Raw genomic sequence first — 15,720 nt, forward strand, 5'->3', positions numbered from 1 at the left:
AAGACCAAGCGTGCAAACAATTGGCGTCTTTTTCGGCGATGACGGTCTTGCACAGAAATCTGTGCAGCGCTGCACCTTGCATTGCCGCTGCGGTCGGTTAGCTCTTTGCAGGAACACAAGACAAAGCGAGAGCCCGTGATGACCGACGACACCTACACCCCGCCCGAAGTCTGGACCTGGGACGCCGAGAGCGGCGGCACCTTCGCCTCGACCAACCGGCCCATCGCCGGGGCGACGCATGACAAGGACCTGCCTGTGGGCGAGCATCCCTTCCAACTTTATTCCATGGGCACGCCCAACGGGGTGAAGGTGACCGTGATGTTCGAGGAGCTTCTGGCCGAGGGGCATGACGCGGAATACGACGCCTGGCTCATCCGGATCGGCGATGGCGACCAGTTCGGCTCGGGCTTCGTCGAGGTGAACCCCAACTCCAAGATCCCCGCGATGGTGGACCGCTCGGGGTCTGAGCCGATAAACGTCTTCGAATCCGGCTCGATCCTCATTCACCTGGCCGAGAAGTTCGGGGCGTTTCTGCCCGCTTCCGGCCCAGAGCGCACCGAGGTGATGAACTGGCTGATGTGGCAGATGGGCAGCGCGCCGTATCTGGGCGGCGGCTTCGGGCATTTCTACGCCTATGCGCCCGAGAAATACGAGTACCCGATCAACCGCTTCGCGATGGAGACCAAGCGGCAGCTGGACGTGCTGGATAAACGGCTGGCGGACCGGCCCTATATCGCGGGGCAGGAGTACAGCATCGCCGACATGGCAATCTGGCCGTGGTACGGCAATCTGGCGTTGGGCCGGCAATACGACGCCGGCAAGTTCCTGAGCGTGCACGAATACAAAAACGTCGTGGCATGGGCCGAGAAGATCCTGGACCGTCCGACCGTACAGCGCGGGCGCATGGTCAACCGCACGATGGGCGAACCGCACGAGCAGTTGTGGGAGCGTCACGACGCCTCGGACTTTGAGACCAAGACCCAGGACAAGATCGGCGACAAGGGCTGAGCGCCCACAATCGGCTTTCGCCGGAGGGGCGGATCGGGCAAGGTGCCCCTGAAAAGGAGTTGCCATGCCCGACCGTTCCAACCTGCTTGCCGTCCTGATCGACGCCGACAACGTGCCGTCGAAATATGCCGATGCCATCCTGAAGGAAGTCACCAGCTATGGCGAGCCGGGGCTGCGGCGGGTGTATGGCGACTGGTCGAGCCAACAGCTGAGCGGGTGGACCAAGACGGCGCAGAACCTCGGCCTGGTTCAGCATCAACAGACGGCGAATACCAAGGGCAAGAACGCGTCAGATATCGGGCTGGTGATCGACGCCATGGACATCCTGCACGCAGGTCATTTCGACGGGTTCGTTCTCGTGTCGTCGGACAGCGATTTTACCCGGCTGGCCAGCCGCATCCGCGAACAGGGCCTGACGGTGATCGGCATCGGCGAGGCCAAGGCGCCCGATGCGCTGAAGAACGCCTGCAACCGCTTCGTGGCGATCGAGAACATCTATCAGGACACCGGGCCGTCCGGGCGCACGAAGGCCAAGGCGGGACTCGATTCGAAATCCGCGTCCAATGCCCGCAACCTGATCTTCGATGCGATGGAAAAGATCGACCAGGAAGGCGAGTGGTATCCTCTGGGCCGGATCGGTCAGCAGATACAGGCGGACAAGCCTGATTTCGACACGCGGACCTATGGCGAGAAGAAGCTGAGCGATCTCGTGGGCAAGCTGAAGGTGTTCGAGACGAAGTCAGGGCCGGGCAACCAGATGCTTGTGCGCCGGGTCGACTAAAGCGTTTCGCGATAAACCTGAATCGCAGCTTACCCGCGAAATGCCGCGCGACACTCTATCGTTGCACGCGTTTCGCCTTTCGCTGATGGCTCAGGTTAAAGGCGAAACGCTTTAGAACGCGCCCATCTCCAGACCGGCGCCAAGAGCTTGCCCCAGCTCGCGGCACGGCGCAAGGTCCTCTTCCGACAGGTGTTTTTCGGCCAGGATCTGTTCCTGCGTCTGGGCGTGGGTGCAGATGATGAAGGGCTCCTGCACCGCTTTCAGCCGCCAGCCCTGGGCGATACGGGCGATCTGTTTCTGGGCGTTGGTGCCGTCGGACCCGGCACAGACCATCTGGGCATAGGGGCGCCCCTCGATCCGGCCAAGCACGGGGTAATAGCAGCGATCGAAGAAGTCCTTCATCACGCCGGCGATGGCGGCCAGGTTTTCCGGCGCGCAGAAGATATATCCAACGGCGCGCAGAAGATCGTCGGGGCCTGCGTCTTCGGCGGTCTTGAGAGTGGTTGTCGTCTCGTCCCGCGCGGCCTTGGCGGCGGCCTCCGCCATCTGGCGGCTGCCGCCGGTCTTGGAGTGGTAGACGATCAGAAGTTCGGCCATTGGCCCGAGGCCTAGTTCATCAGCCCGGCATGGCGCAAGCCGTCATCGACCATCGCCTTGGTCTCGTCGCTGAGGTCGGTCAGGGGCGAGCGCACCTCGTCGCTGCACAGACCCAGCCGCGACAGGGCGTATTTCGCGCCCACCAGCCCCGGCTCGGTGAAGATCGCCTTGTGCAGCGGCATCAGCCGGTCCTGGATTTCCAGCGCCTTGGCATAGTCGCCGGCGAGCGTGGCGTTCTGGACCTCGGCCACCATGCGGGGGGCGACGTTGCCGGTAACGGTGATCACGCCGACGCCGCCTTGGGCGTTGAAGCCGTGCGCGGTCGCGTCCTCGCCCGAGATCTGGCAGAAATCCTTGCCGCAGGTCATGCGCTGGTGGCTGACGCGGGCCAGGTCGCCGGTGGCGTCCTTGACACCCACGATGCGCGGCAGCTTGGCCAACTCGCCCATCGTGTCGGGCAGCATGTCCACCATGGACCGCCCGGGAATGTTGTAGATGATGATCGGCAGGTTGCAGCAATCGTGCAGCGCGGTGAAATGGGCGATCAGGCCACGCTGGGTGGGTTTGTTGTAATAGGGCGTTACAACCAGCGCTGCATCGGCGCCGACCTCTTCGGCGTGCTGGATGAAGCGGATCGATTCGAGCGTGTTGTTGCTGCCCGCGCCGGCGATCACCGGAATGCGGCCGTTGACGGCGCGCACCACTTCGGACACGACGGTTTCGTGCTCGGTATGGCTGAGCGTGGGGCTTTCGCCGGTGGTGCCGACGGGCACGAGACCGTGGCTGCCTTCGGCGATATGCCATTCCACAAGCTTCTTGAGCGTATCGAGATCCAGCTCGCCGTTCTTGAACGGCGTGACCAGGGCAGGAAATGATCCTTTGAACATGATACGCTCCTCTTTATGTCTTAGCCCCAAGGGCTGGTGGATGACCGCGGCGGAACACGCAATCGTGCCGCGGCGTTGCCCAGCTTGTGAATGGACGATCCGTCCCCTTGAAACTAGGCTGGCTGTGTCTATCGTCGCTGGCCCGGGAAAATGCAAGTGATGTTCAGCGTGCAAAGACTTGTCGTGGCCTTGATGGCCCTCCTGTGGCCATGGCTTGCCATGGCCCAGACTGAAGCCGTGAGCGAGGCGACTGCGTCCTCGGACGCCGGGGGCGGCCAGGGCGCGGAAGAGACCGTCATGGTGGCACCGGCGCCGCGTGTCCCGCCGCGCCCCTTGTCGAGCGCCTTTGATGCGATGCTGGCGGGGCGTTGGAAGACCGCGATGCATCTGGCCGAGCGGGCGGGCCCCGGGGCGGTGACGTTGATCGAATGGCACCGGCTGCGGGCGGGCGAAGGCACGCCCGCCGACATTCTGACCTTTCTTGCCGACCGCCCGGACTGGCCTGGGCTGGATTACCTGCACAAGCAGGCCGAGGGCGCGATGATCGGCGCCAGCCCCGACGAGATCATTGCCTTTTACGAGGACCGGGTGCCGCAATCGGGCCTGGGCACGCTGTCCTATGCGCGTGCCCTGCAGCAGGCCGACCGGCCGGGCGATGCAGAGGTCGCGATGGTGCTGGGATGGCGGACGCTGGATTTGTCCACGGCCGAGCATCACGCCTTCATCCGGGCGCGACCGGAACTGCTGGAGCCCCATCACGCGGCGCGGCTGGACATGGCCCTGTGGCGGGGCCTGCGGGACGTGGAGCAGATGCTGCCGCTGGTCGATGAGGTCACGCGCGATATTGCCCAGACCCGGTTGATGATCGAGGGCGATGCCGACGGCGCCGACAAGCGACTTGACCTGTTGCCCGAGGCGGCCCGCTCGGACCCGCACATCGCCTACGCCCTGTTCAACCGCCACATTCGCAAGAACCGGGCCGATGACGCGATCAAGCTGATCCTTCGTCAAAGCCGTCTGGAAGGAAACGGGTTGGGCGATGCCGAGCGTTGGGCGGGCTGGCGGAGGGAACTGGCCCGGGACAGGATGCGCGACGGTGCCGCGCGCACGGCCTATGACCTGGCGTCGGTGCACGGTCTGGTCGAAGGATCGCATTTCGCGGACCTCGAGTGGCTGGCGGGCTTCATCGCGCTGACGGACCTCAACGATCCCGAGCTGGCGGTATTCCACTTCGAGCGGTTCATGGATGCGGTCGAGACGCCGATCTCGTTGGGCCGGGCCGGGTACTGGCTTGGCCGCGCCCAGGAGGCCGCCGGCAACGAGGCCGCGGCCGAGATCGCCTACGAGTTCGGGGCACTGCACCAGACCAGCTTTTACGGGCTGCTGGCCGCCGAGCGGGGCGGCTTTCCGTTCGACCGGGCGCTTATGGGGCGTCAGAGCTTTCCCGACTGGCGTCAAGCGGAGTTCGCGCGGGGTGAAGTGTTCCAGGCCGGGGTTCTGGCGCTGGCCAACGGGCGGGTCTCGCTGGCCGAGCAGTTCTTCAAGCATCTGGCGGGCACACTTGACCTGGAGCCTCTGCGACAGCTGGGACAGGCGATGCACGATTTGGGCTCGCCGCACCTGCAGGTGATGGTGGGTAAGGCGGCGGCGCAACGGGGAATCACGCTGCCCGCCCCCTATTATCCGCTGCACCCGATGCACGAACTCGACCTGCCGGTCCCGATGGAACTGGCGCTTGCGATCGCCCGGCGCGAAAGCGAGTTCGACCAGAACGTCGCCAGCGGCGCGGGTGCGATGGGGTTGATGCAGCTGATGCCGGGTACCGCCGCCGAGGTGGCGCGGCGGCTGGGCGAGACCGATCATACACGGTCGCGTGTCTTCGACGACTGGGCCTATAACGCGCGCCTTGGGTCTGCCTACCTGGCGCAGATGGCGGCACAGTTCGATGGCAATGTCATCATGATGTCGGCGGCCTACAACGCAGGGCCTGCACGACCACCGAGCTGGATGACGCGGTTCGGCGACCCGCGCCAGGAGGGCGGGGACATCATCGACTGGATCGAGCATATTCCCTTCAACGAGACGCGGAATTACGTGATGCGCGTGGCCGAGAGCCTGCCGGTCTACCGGGCGCGGCTGGGCAAGGAGCCGCACCCGGTGCCGTTTTCGCAGGAACTTGTCGGCAGCACGTTGAAGCCGACCGTGGATTGACCAAGGAATGCGGTGCGGGCGGAATGCCGCCCGCACGCCGTGTCGAAACGGTCAGTGGTTGGAATGATCCATGCTTTCGCCGTCTTCGGGGCGGGTTTCCACGTTGAACGTGACCTCGATCTCGCCTGCGTTCTCGAACACCAGCGTGGCGGGAATTTTCTGGCCTTCCTCAAGCTGCGACGAGAGGCCCATGAACATCACGTGATAGCCGCCCGGTGCCAGCTTGACCGATTCACCGGCCGGGATGGGCAACTTTTCGACATGCATCATCTTGGCGACGCCGTCGGTTTCCTCGGTCGTGTGGATCTCGACCTTGGGGAAATCGGCGCGCACCTCGAGCAGCACGTCGTCGGTGTCGCCGGTATTGGTGATCATCAGAAACCCCGCGCCGGCCTTGGCCATCTTGGGTGTCTCGAATGCCATGGGGTGCATGATTTCCAGATCGCCCACGGTGTAGTCATGCGCGGTGGCGATGCCGGTCGAGAGGATGAGGGCGGATGCGAGAGTAAGCAGAGTTTTCATGTCAGTCTCCTTTGGGGTGGTGACGCGGGCGACAGGCCTGGTGCCAATTTTGCTATGGGAACGCACCGGGCAGAGGCCCGCCTGCGTCGATGTTCTTGGGAAGTGGAATGCGGGCGGTATGCCCGCGAGGGATCAGGCCCGCAGGGGCGGGGCGCGGGCGGCGTTCTGAACCGGAGCGCCGGGTACGGGCTGAGACGCGCCGGTCTGCGCAAGGGCGAGCGCGGATGGCACCTGAAGCGGTGTCGGCAGGGGCTGGTCCACGGCCAGGTCAAAGGCCGTCACGCCGAAGAACGGGCAGGGATCGGCCAGCAATCCGGTTTCGCCGTCGTTCTCCACCGGCAGGCCGGTTTCCATCGAGACATAGACGATCTGCCCGCCAGAGCAGAGCGCCATCACCCCCGGTTCCGGCGCGGCGAGGATCGTGGGCTGGGCCACGACGCGGAATGCGATGAACAGCGCCAAGACCAGCGTGAACGCCGCCTTGCAGATCGCTGTCATGTGTCGCGCCGAGCGCATGGATGAGACCCCTCGTCTTTCAGACGTTTGATACATCGTCGGCCTGCTACGGGAAAGCCCGGTAAAATGCCGCACTGGAGCGTTTCCGGGGCAGTCTGGAACATGCATCGCTTTTTGCGTCTCAAGAAGAAGTGAAAAGCGATTCGATATGTCCCGGAAATGCTTTAGCCGCGCAGCCGCTGGCGCCAGAGGGTGAACAGCCCGGCGGCCACGATCAGCCCGGCGCCAAGAGCCACGTTGGTGCGGATCGTCTCGGAAAAGAAAAGGATACCGATGGTGCTGGCAAAGACCAATTGCAGGTAGGCGAAGGGCTGCACGGCGCTGGCCTCGGCGACCTCGTAGCACTTGATGAGGGTGTAGTGCCCCGCCGCGCCGGTGACGCAAAGCGCGGCCATCCAGAGCCAGTTATAGGCCGACATCGGCTCCCAGAACCACAGGCCGACGGCGGTCATGGCGACCGAGCCCACGGTGCCGGTCCAGAAAAAGCTGGTCGCGGCGCTGTCGCGGCGGCCGACGTAGCGTGTGAGCAGACCGTAGAGTGCGAACATCAGCGCAGCGATCAGCGGCACGATGGCCTCGGGCTGGAACACGCCGAAGCCGGGTTGCAAGATGATGATGACGCCGAGGAACCCCACCCCGATGGCCGCCCAGCGGCGCCAGCCGACGCTTTCGCCCAGCACCGGGCCGGAGAGGGCGGCGATCAGCAGCGGGTAGCAGGCGAAGACGGCGTGGCTTTCGACCAGCCCCAATAGGGTAAAGCCGAAGATCATCACGCAGATCTCGGCCACCAGCAGCACGGCGCGAAAGCCCTGCACCAAAGGCTGATCGGTGCGGGCGGCGGCGCGAAGGCCGCCGGCGGTGCGGCTGGCCACGGTCATCACGAAGGCCGCGAAGAACCAGTAGCGGATCATCACGATCATCAGCACGTTGTATTCCCGCGCGAGATATTGCGAGATGCCGTCCTGCACCGCGAAGATGAAGGTCGTCGTCACCATCATCAGGATGCCGAGGCGGGTGTTCTGCTCTGCCATGGTCAGGTCTTTCTTGCGCGGGTCATGTGCCGCTTTCGCCCGTATCCCGGAACGCGGGCGACTTCAAACCCGGCGGCCTGCAATCCGCGCCGGACGAAGCCCGCCGCGGTATAGGTGGCCGCGGTGCCACCCGGTGCGGTGTGCCGGCCCACGTGGCGCATCAGGGCCTCTTCCCAAAGCTCGGGGTTCTTGGCGGGAGAGAATCCGTCAAGGAACCAGGCGTCGGCCATTCCGTCCCAGGCAGGCAGGGTGGCGCGGGCGTCGCCCTCTATGATCTGGAGCCGGAAATCGGGGCCGGTCAGAGGCTCGCCGAAGGGACCGGCGCTTTCCAGTCCCAGCGCTTCGACCGGCAGGTCGGGAAAGACCGAGAGAGCGCGCGCGATCTGGGCGGGGTCCATCGGAAACGCCTCGAAGCTGGTGAAATGCAAGGTGCCGGAAACCTCTGCTGCGCGCCAAGCCTGTAGTGCGGTCAGGAAGTTCAGCCCGGTGCCGAAGCCGAGTTCGGCCACATGAAACCCGTCGCGGAACCGGGCCGGCAGGTCGTTGCCACCAAGAAAAACGTGGCGCGTTTCGGCCAGGCCGTTTTCAAGGCTGAAATACGGGTCGTCGAACCGGGTGGCGACGGGCACGTCGCCCTCGCGCCATTCCAGTTCTGGCTGCTGGTCCTGCATCGCGCCTTCCGGTAGTCAGGGAAAATCCCGGCGACCATGCCGCCGGGCAGGGGAAATGACAATGGCAGACGTCACCATCTACGGCGCCGGGATCTTCGGCCTTTCCATCGCCTTCGCGTGCCAATCGCGGGGGGCGAAGGTGCGCGTGATCGACCCCGGCGGCGTGGGCGCGGGGGCGTCGGGCGGCGTGGTGGGCGCATTGGCACCGCACGTGCCCGAGAACTGGAACGATAAGAAAGCGTTCCAGCTGGACAGCCTGCTGATGGCAGAGGCGTTCTGGGCCGAGGTGGCGGAGGTCTCTGGCCTGCCGCCGGGCTATGCCCGGACGGGTCGCGTGCAGCCGGTGGCGGACGAGGCGGGCCTTGCGCTGGCGCAGCAGCGGGAGGTCACGGCGCGCGAACTGTGGGGGGACGCCGCGACGTGGCAGGTGGTCGAGGCGGATACGCTGGCCCATGCGCCGGTCACGCCGACGGGCCTCTTGATCCTCGACACGCTGTCGGCGCGGTTGCATCCTCGCGAAGGGGCCAGGGCGCTGGCGGCGGCCATCGTGACCCGTGGTGGAGAGATCGTGGCCGAGGGCAAGCCGCAGGGCCGCGTGGTTCATGCGACGGGGGTCGCGGGGTTGACCGAGTTGTCGGAGAGGCTCGCGGCGCCGGTGGGCAACGGCGTCAAGGGACAGGGCGCGGTGCTGGATTTCGCGGCGCCGGACGCGCCACAGGTCTTTGCCGACGCGCTGCACGTGATCTTTCATCGCAACGGGACGACGGCTGTCGGATCGACCTCGGAACGGGAGTATGCCAGCGCGACCGAAACGGATGCGCAACTGGACGAGGTTCTGGACCGCGCGCGCATTGCGGTGCCGGCGCTGCGAGACGCGAAGGTGATCGAACGGTGGGCCGGGGTGCGGCCCCGGGCGCGGTCGCGGGCGCCGATGCTGGGCGTGCATCCGCTTTACCCCGGCCAGTTCATCGCCAATGGTGGCTTCAAGATCGGGTTCGGCATGGCGCCGAAAGTGGCGCAGGTGATGGCCGACCTTGTGCTGGACGGGCGGGACGAGATCCCGGCGGCGTTAAGGCCCGAGGCGTCTTTGCCGAAAACCGGCTGATCATCCTGCCTGCGCGGACATGCATTGCCGCCCGTCGGGGCCGCGCACCCAGCAGATGCCGTTCTCGGTCCAGCAGATCGTTGCGACCTCGTGGTCCATCAGCGGGCTGGTCGCACGGAAGCTGAAGCGTTTGAGGCCGCCAAGTTCGGAATCGGCCATCTGCATCAGGTGATGCGCCAGAAGCGGTCCGTGGACGACAAGGCCGTCATAGCCTTCGACTTGTCGGGCATAGTTTTCGTCGTAGTGGATGCGATGGCCGTTGAAGGTGAGCGCGGAGTAGCGGAAGAGGAGCGTGCTGTCGAAACTGACCGTGTGGGTCTTCACCGCGCCGTCGGGGGCAGGGGGCGGTTCGGGTTTCCGGCCGCCAGCGTCCTCGCGATAGACGAGGTCCTGATGCTCGGTGATGCAGCAGGTGTCGCCTTGCCAGATTTCGTGGCGTAAGGTGACGAAGGCCAGCGGGCCGCTGCGGCCCTGCTTGTGTTCGGCCTTTTCGCGGGTGGTGCGGCGCGAGGCGGGCTGGCCCGCGCGGAAGGGGGCGTGGAATTCAAGCTGCCCGCCCGCCCACATGCGCCGGGGCAGGCCCATGTCGGGAATGACCCCGACCAGTTTCGGGTGTCCGTCACGCCCCAGGTCGGCGGGCACCTGCGGGTCCCAGAAATAGACCTGGTGGAAGAACGGCGGCAGGGCGTCGCCTGCCTCTATGGTGGGAGTCTCGCCCAACGTCGCCTGAAGCGCGCGGGCGCGGGCCGGGTCGATGGCGTCGTGAAGGGTCTGGGTGACGTCTGTCATCTTGGACTGATCTCGGGTTTTGGTGTATGTCTATGATGCCGATACGCGAGATGACAATGCTAGCGAAGAGTACGTGCTCATGCCGACCCGCCTGACATCGCTGGATCACCTGGTGCTGACCGTGGCGGATGTCGATGCGACGGTGACCTTTTACACGGATGTCCTGGGAATGACGGCCGAGGCATTCACCCCTGCTGACGGGACTCGACGGTGGGCGCTGAAATTCGGGGCACAGAAGATCAACCTGCACAAGGCGGGTGCGGAGTTCGAGCCGAAGGCGGCGCATCCCGCGCCCGGCACGGCGGACCTTTGTTTCCTGAGCGATGCGCCGGTGGCGGACTGGCAGGACCATCTCGCCGCGCAAGGCGTGACGGTCGAGGAAGGGCCGGTGCCGCGCACCGGGGCGACGGGGCCGCTGACCTCGATCTACGTGCGCGACCCGGATGGCAACCTGATCGAGATTTCCAACGCCGATTGAGCGCCTAGTCCGGTTCGGCGAAGCTTTCGGCGCAGAAGCGGTGGATTTCCAGCGTGTCGCTCCAGTGATCCTTGGGCAGGCCCGCCTTGACCTTCAATGCTCTCAGGAATTCGGCGGGGTCGGGCAGGCTTTCCCACACCATTGGCAGAAAGACGCCGCGCTTGCCCCTGTCGCGCAGGATCAGGCCGTCGCGGTGCGGTGTCAGTTGCGAGAGAAGGTCAGCCTGATTCGCGAAGGTCATCGGCGCGGAGGGTGACAGGACGGCGATCTTGAGGCGCAGACCGGGGACATCGTCGGCGCTCAGGGGCTTGAAGCGCGGATCGTCGGAGGCGGATTTGACCGTGTTCTCGGAGACGTCGCGGACCAGCGGTTGATGCGCGGCAAGCGAGCCGATGCAGCCGCGCAGGCGGCCATCCTTTTGCAGGGTGATGAAGCTGGCGGCGTGCCCCCGTAGGGCCTGTGGAAAGCTTGTGTCATCGAGCGTGGGCGGCTTGCCGCGCCTGGTGAAGGAGACGAGCGTTTGCCGCGCGGCCTTGAGCAGCATCTCACGGTGGCGCGGGATGATGATCTCGTCGGTGGTATCGAAAAGTGCCCAGGCGCCGTAGCCCACGGTGCGCGACGTGTCGCCGGTGACATCGGCGCTGGACGCCATGGCCAGACGGGCGACCCGCAGGCCCGCGCCTGTAGTCGAGGCGAGGAACCCGGTGATAGCGGCGGCGCCGCAGGCATGGCGGGGGGTGAGGATCGTGCCCTTGGACGTTTCCAGCAGCTTGGCCGTCTCGGCATCCTTGGCATCCGCCACGTCGCGGCTCAGGAAGTGGCTGAGGTCGCTGGACAGGACAAAGAGCGGCTGGCCTTGAGCGGCGAGGTGGTCGATGGCCGCCGCCACCTGATCCTGCGTCGCGTTGCCGATGACGAGCGGGACCACCCTGGCGCGGGGATGCAGGCGGTGCAGGAAGGCAAGCTGCGTCTCGATCCCGTGCTCGCGGTCATGTGCGGCGTCCTCGACATGGGCCAGCCCTGCCTGAACGAGGCTGTTGGTGACGGATCGGTCGATCATCACGTCGAAACCGGGCATGGCGTAGCCTTTTTGCGAGGGCAGGGCGATGCCGTCGAACGAATGCGCATGAGAGGGCGACAGAATGACGATGGTCGCAGGCTGTCCTCGGGCGGTGGCCCGCCATGCGGCGCCGGTCAGCCAGCCGGAAAAGCGATAGCCCGCGTGTGGCGAGATAATTGCGCGGGGCACCGAGCCCTCTGGCCGCCAACCGCTGGCGCCACGGGTGATGCAGCTTTCCGCCTCGGACCAGAGCACGTCCGGCTGGGCCGGGTAGAAAGTTCCGGCGACGGCGGGCTGGCGCATGAGGGGGTCGGGTTCACTATTCATTTCGCGATCGCATGCCTTATCTTTCAGGCAAGATCATGGAGGAAAAACACCGACGATGCACCCCGCGCGATTCTGGGAGACTGAAAGCGACGGCAGGCTGCGCTGCACCCTGTGCCCGCGCTTTTGCACCTTGCGGGACGGGCAACGCGGCATGTGTTTCGTTCGTATGCGGCAGGACGACCGGATGGTGCTGGACACCTATGGCCGCTCGACCGGGTTCTGCATCGACCCGATCGAAAAGAAGCCGCTGAATCACTTCCTGCCCGGTACGCCGGTGCTGAGCTTCGGCACGGCGGGCTGTAATCTGGCGTGCAAATTCTGCCAGAATCACGAGATCTCGAAGAGCCGCGAGGTCGACAGCCTGGCGCATGAGGCGGCGCCGGAAAGGATTGCCGAGGTAGCGCGGGCGCAGGGCTGTGCGTCGGTGGCGTTTACGTACAATGACCCGGTGATCTTTCACGAATACGCGCTGGATACCGCCGCCGCCTGCCGCGAGGCCGGCGTGAAAAGCGTGGCGGTGACGGCGGGGTATATCTGCGACGCGCCACGGGCAGAGTTCTTTGGTGCGATGGATGCGGCGAATATCGACCTGAAAGGCTTTACCGAAGGGTTTTACCGCAAGCTGACCGGATCGGAGATCGCGCCGGTGCTGGAGACGATCGACTACGCCGTGAACGAGACCGATTGCTGGGTCGAACTGACGACGCTGCTGATCCCGGGCGAGAACGACGGCACGGCGGAGCTGGAGGTGCTGTCGGCCTGGGTGATGGAGACCTGCGGGCCGGACGTGCCGCTGCACTTCACCGCCTTTCATCCCGATCACCGGATGCTGTCCCACGAGCGCACGCCGCTGGAGACGCTGCTGCGGGCGCGTCGGGTGGCGCGGCAGGCGGGGCTGCGGCATGTCTATATCGGCAACGTGCATCATCCCGACGCGCAGTCGAGCTATTGCGACGGGTGCGGGGACCGCGTGATCGGACGGGACTGGTACGCGCTGTCGGAGTGGAAGCTGGACGATTTCGGCGCGTGCGTTGCTTGCGGCACGCCTTTTCCCGGTGTGATCGACGGCCCGCCGGGCGACTGGGGGCGCAAGCGGCGGCCATTGCGCATGGCGTGAGAACGCGAAAAAGCCCCGGGCGGCGCGCCACCCGGGGTCAGGCCTGACAGGCGGAGGAAAATCTTACCAGTCCGTCGGACCCTTCTCGGCGAAGGCGTGGACAAGGAAGTCGATGAAGGCGCGCACCTTGGGCTGCGTGAAACGGCCCGGAGGATAGACTGCATAGATGCCCTGGGTTTCCATCGGCAGGTCCGGGATGACATCGACCACTTTTCCGTCCTTCATCGCGTTGGCGTAAAGGAAACTGGGCAGGTAAGCGATGCCGAGGCCCGAAATGGCGGCATTGAGCAGCGACTGGCCGTCATTGACCGAAAGACCGCCGGCGGTGCGCACTTGGCGCTTTTCGCCCGAGGGAGCGGTCAGCTTCCAGACCGACCCGTTGGACTGGCTGGAATAGTGCAGGAGCTTGTGTTCGTTGAGTTCGTCGATCTTGCCGGGTTGACCGTATTTTTGCAGGTAAGCGGGGCTGGCGATCATGCGCTTGGTGGTCTCGGTCAGCTTGCGGGCGCGCAGCGTGCTGTCTTCGAGCTCGCCGATGCGGATGGCCATGTCGAAGCCTTCGGAAATCAATTCCACGTAGCGGTTGTTGAGCACCATGTTGACCGTGATGTCCGGGAAATCGTCGAGAAACTGGCCGAGAATCGGGCTGAGGTGATTCACGCCGAAATCGGTCGCCACGGAAATGCGCAGAAGGCCCGAGGGATCGGACTGCATCGAACTGACCAGCGCGTCCGCCTCGCCCGCGTCGTTCAGGACACGCAGGGCGCGGTCGTAATACGCCAGACCGATCTCGGTCGGGCTGACCCGGCGGGTGGTCCGGTTCAGCAGGCGCGCACCCAGACGGGCCTCGAGAGACGAGACGTGCTTGGAGACGGCGGACTTGGAAATACCCATTTTGCGGGCAGCGTCCGTGAACCCACCCTGGTCCACGACGGTCGCAAAGGCCTCCATTTCGGTAAGGCGATCCATTCTCGATACCCTCGTCATTTCTTGTTGGGGTCAAGCTATCGCCGTAAATTCAGGCACAACTGCGGCGCGAGCCAGACAATATCTTGGTTTTGTGGTGCATCGTTCGTGGCCCGGAAACAGCTTTCATGCCGCCGACCGGCGCCAGGGGCCTTGTCTTGCCGCCCGTGAGGTCCATCTTCAGCACCGTCGCAGGGCCGTTCTGGAGACGCGGCATCTGCGGGACCTGAACTAGGGAGAGCTCGCATGAAACTTCTTACGAAATCCTTCGCCATCCTGGCGGTGACAGCCTCGATGGCCTTTGCCGAACGGACCGCCGCGCCCGAAGGTGCAGAGGTCTATTTCGTCAACCTTGAAGACGGCGCCACCGTATCCGCGCCGGTGAAGGTCGTCTTCGGCCTGAGCGGCATGGGCGTGGCGCCGGCCGGCACCGAAAAGGAGCATACCGGACATCACCACATCCTGATCGACCGCGCGCCTCTCGGCGAAGGCCCCGATGGCGAGGAAGAGCTGCAAAACGCGATCCCGTCGGATGACAACCACATGCATTTCGGTGGCGGTCAGACCGAGGTGGAGCTGGACCTGGAGCCGGGCGAACACACGCTGCAACTGGTGCTGGGTGACATGAACCACGTACCGCACGACCCGCCGGTGACGTCGGACCAGATCACGATCACGGTCGAATAGCCCCGGTCAGATCCATTTCAGCTTTCGCAGGATCCAGATCGCCGCGACGGTCAGGACCACCAGCCCGATGCAGAGGGCGGCGAAGGCCCAGGGGGTGTCCACGCCGGGCATCCCCGCCACGTTCACGCCGAACAGCCCGGTGATGAACCCCAGCGGCAGGAACACCGCCGCCACGATCGACAGGATATAGCCGTTGCGGTTCTGCCGCTGGTCAGCCTGGGTTGCGTGGTGGTCCTGCACGGCCTCCATCCGGCCGATCATCGATTCCAGTTCCTCGACCGCCAGCTTTGCCAAGTTGCCCAGCTCACGCAGGCGGGCACGGGCATCGGACGTGACAAGCTCGCTATCGGTGCCGACAAGGGCAATCAGCGCGTCGCGTTGCGGGGCAAGGTAGCGGCGCAGGCGGATCGCCATGCGTTGCTCTTCGGCCAGATCCTCGGGCGGGTCTTCGTCGTCGTCCTCGACGCTGTCTTCCATGTCGTCGACGCGGCGGCTGAGGTCGAATACTGTGTCCTGCACCCGTGTCATCAGCCGCTGCGCAAGGTCGTGGACAAAGGCGATGGGGCTGGCGGGGGCGGTGCCGGCGGCCATGTCCTCGCGAATGGCGTCGATGGCAAAGACCCGGCGCTTGCGCACCGTGACGACCAGGCGCTCGGTCACCCACATGCGCACTGCAACCATCTGATCGGCGGGGCCGTCGGCATTCAGGTTCACGCCGCGCAGGTTCAGCATCAGCCCGTCGCCGTAGCGGTCGCAGCGCGGTCGGGTTTCGGCGGCCAGAAGTGCCGTAGCCGGAATGGCGGGAACATGCGCCTCTAGCCACTCGGGAAGATCGGATTCGGCAAGGTCGAAATGCCACCAGGCATAACCCTCGTCCGGGCCGTTTTCAGAGGCCGGGCGGGCGGTGCCATCAGGGGCGATATCGAAGGCGCAAACAGGCATGGCGCGAAACTAGGGCGGTGCCGGG

Annotated in this window: 17 protein-coding genes; 7 read left to right on the top strand and 10 right to left on the bottom strand. The window is 65.2% G+C overall.

Annotation, left to right across the window (positions count from 1 at the left end; all coding sequences use genetic code 11):
- The first annotated feature begins 138 nt into the window (after window positions 1–138).
- Together yghU and FIU85_RS13360 are read left to right on the top strand one after the other, a co-directional pair.
- The gene (gene yghU, locus FIU85_RS13355; protein WP_152493947.1) at window positions 139–1,008 is read left to right on the top strand and encodes a glutathione-dependent disulfide-bond oxidoreductase; all 870 of its coding nucleotides are present in this window, start codon (window positions 139–141) and stop codon (window positions 1,006–1,008) included.
- A gap of 64 nt (window positions 1,009–1,072) precedes the next feature.
- Window positions 1,073–1,789: an NYN domain-containing protein gene (locus FIU85_RS13360; protein ID WP_152497241.1), complete on the top strand. Its 717-nt coding sequence runs from the start codon at window positions 1,073–1,075 to the stop codon at window positions 1,787–1,789.
- A 111-nt stretch (window positions 1,790–1,900) separates the two neighbouring features.
- On the opposite strand, the gene FIU85_RS13365 is transcribed toward FIU85_RS13360, so the two are convergent.
- Entirely contained in the window at window positions 1,901–2,386 is a 486-nt protein-coding gene (locus tag FIU85_RS13365; protein WP_152497242.1) for a flavodoxin family protein, read from the bottom strand.
- Window positions 2,387–2,397: 11 nt separating this feature from the next.
- Window positions 2,398–3,273, bottom strand: a complete 876-nt coding sequence (dapA, locus tag FIU85_RS13370; protein WP_057793155.1) for a 4-hydroxy-tetrahydrodipicolinate synthase — start codon at window positions 3,271–3,273, stop codon at window positions 2,398–2,400.
- A gap of 168 nt (window positions 3,274–3,441) precedes the next feature.
- Between dapA and FIU85_RS13375 the strand changes: the two genes are divergently transcribed.
- Window positions 3,442–5,484, top strand: coding sequence for a lytic transglycosylase domain-containing protein (locus tag FIU85_RS13375; RefSeq protein WP_254702900.1), 2,043 nt, complete (start codon window positions 3,442–3,444; stop codon window positions 5,482–5,484).
- 51 nt (window positions 5,485–5,535) lie between these two features.
- Here FIU85_RS13375 and FIU85_RS13380 read toward each other — a convergent pair whose 3' ends face one another.
- The 4 genes from FIU85_RS13380 to mnmD form a co-directional block, all read right to left on the bottom strand.
- A complete protein-coding gene (locus tag FIU85_RS13380) occupies window positions 5,536–6,006 on the bottom strand; it encodes a copper chaperone PCu(A)C (protein ID WP_152497243.1) in 471 nt (156 codons plus the stop codon).
- 132 nt (window positions 6,007–6,138) lie between these two features.
- A complete protein-coding gene (locus tag FIU85_RS13385) occupies window positions 6,139–6,504 on the bottom strand; it encodes a hypothetical protein (protein WP_152497244.1) in 366 nt (121 codons plus the stop codon).
- A gap of 182 nt (window positions 6,505–6,686) precedes the next feature.
- Window positions 6,687–7,553: a DMT family transporter gene (locus tag FIU85_RS13390; protein WP_152497245.1), complete on the bottom strand. Its 867-nt coding sequence runs from the start codon at window positions 7,551–7,553 to the stop codon at window positions 6,687–6,689.
- Between the two features lie 2 nt (window positions 7,554–7,555).
- A complete protein-coding gene (gene mnmD / locus FIU85_RS13395) occupies window positions 7,556–8,224 on the bottom strand; it encodes a tRNA (5-methylaminomethyl-2-thiouridine)(34)-methyltransferase MnmD (RefSeq protein ID WP_152497246.1) in 669 nt (222 codons plus the stop codon).
- Between the two features lie 61 nt (window positions 8,225–8,285).
- On the opposite strand from mnmD, the gene FIU85_RS13400 reads away from it, so the two are divergent.
- Window positions 8,286–9,329, top strand: coding sequence for an FAD-binding oxidoreductase (locus tag FIU85_RS13400; protein ID WP_152497247.1), 1,044 nt, complete (start codon window positions 8,286–8,288; stop codon window positions 9,327–9,329).
- Here FIU85_RS13400 and FIU85_RS13405 read toward each other — a convergent pair whose 3' ends face one another.
- A complete protein-coding gene (locus tag FIU85_RS13405; RefSeq protein ID WP_152493939.1) occupies window positions 9,330–10,118 on the bottom strand; it encodes a MaoC family dehydratase N-terminal domain-containing protein in 789 nt (262 codons plus the stop codon).
- A 79-nt stretch (window positions 10,119–10,197) separates the two neighbouring features.
- On the opposite strand from FIU85_RS13405, the gene FIU85_RS13410 reads away from it, so the two are divergent.
- Window positions 10,198–10,596: a VOC family protein gene (locus FIU85_RS13410; protein WP_152493938.1), complete on the top strand. Its 399-nt coding sequence runs from the start codon at window positions 10,198–10,200 to the stop codon at window positions 10,594–10,596.
- A gap of 4 nt (window positions 10,597–10,600) precedes the next feature.
- Here FIU85_RS13410 and amrB read toward each other — a convergent pair whose 3' ends face one another.
- Window positions 10,601–11,983: an AmmeMemoRadiSam system protein B gene (gene amrB / locus FIU85_RS13415; protein ID WP_152497248.1), complete on the bottom strand. Its 1,383-nt coding sequence runs from the start codon at window positions 11,981–11,983 to the stop codon at window positions 10,601–10,603.
- A 55-nt stretch (window positions 11,984–12,038) separates the two neighbouring features.
- Between amrB and amrS the strand changes: the two genes are divergently transcribed.
- On the top strand, window positions 12,039–13,100 hold the full coding sequence (gene amrS, locus FIU85_RS13420) for an AmmeMemoRadiSam system radical SAM enzyme (protein ID WP_152497249.1): 1,062 nt from the start codon (window positions 12,039–12,041) through the stop codon (window positions 13,098–13,100).
- A gap of 63 nt (window positions 13,101–13,163) precedes the next feature.
- Here amrS and FIU85_RS13425 read toward each other — a convergent pair whose 3' ends face one another.
- Entirely contained in the window at window positions 13,164–14,069 is a 906-nt protein-coding gene (locus FIU85_RS13425) for a LysR family transcriptional regulator (protein WP_152493935.1), read from the bottom strand.
- A gap of 291 nt (window positions 14,070–14,360) precedes the next feature.
- On the opposite strand from FIU85_RS13425, the gene FIU85_RS13430 reads away from it, so the two are divergent.
- Window positions 14,361–14,753, top strand: a complete 393-nt coding sequence (locus tag FIU85_RS13430) for a DUF4399 domain-containing protein (protein ID WP_254703056.1) — start codon at window positions 14,361–14,363, stop codon at window positions 14,751–14,753.
- Between the two features lie 6 nt (window positions 14,754–14,759).
- Here FIU85_RS13430 and FIU85_RS13435 read toward each other — a convergent pair whose 3' ends face one another.
- On the bottom strand, window positions 14,760–15,695 hold the full coding sequence (locus FIU85_RS13435; RefSeq protein WP_152497251.1) for a zinc transporter ZntB: 936 nt from the start codon (window positions 15,693–15,695) through the stop codon (window positions 14,760–14,762).
- Window positions 15,696–15,720 lie beyond the last annotated feature (25 nt).

The sequence above is a fragment of the Roseovarius sp. THAF8 genome, assembly GCF_009363735.1.
Lineage (GTDB): Bacteria > Pseudomonadota > Alphaproteobacteria > Rhodobacterales > Rhodobacteraceae > Roseovarius.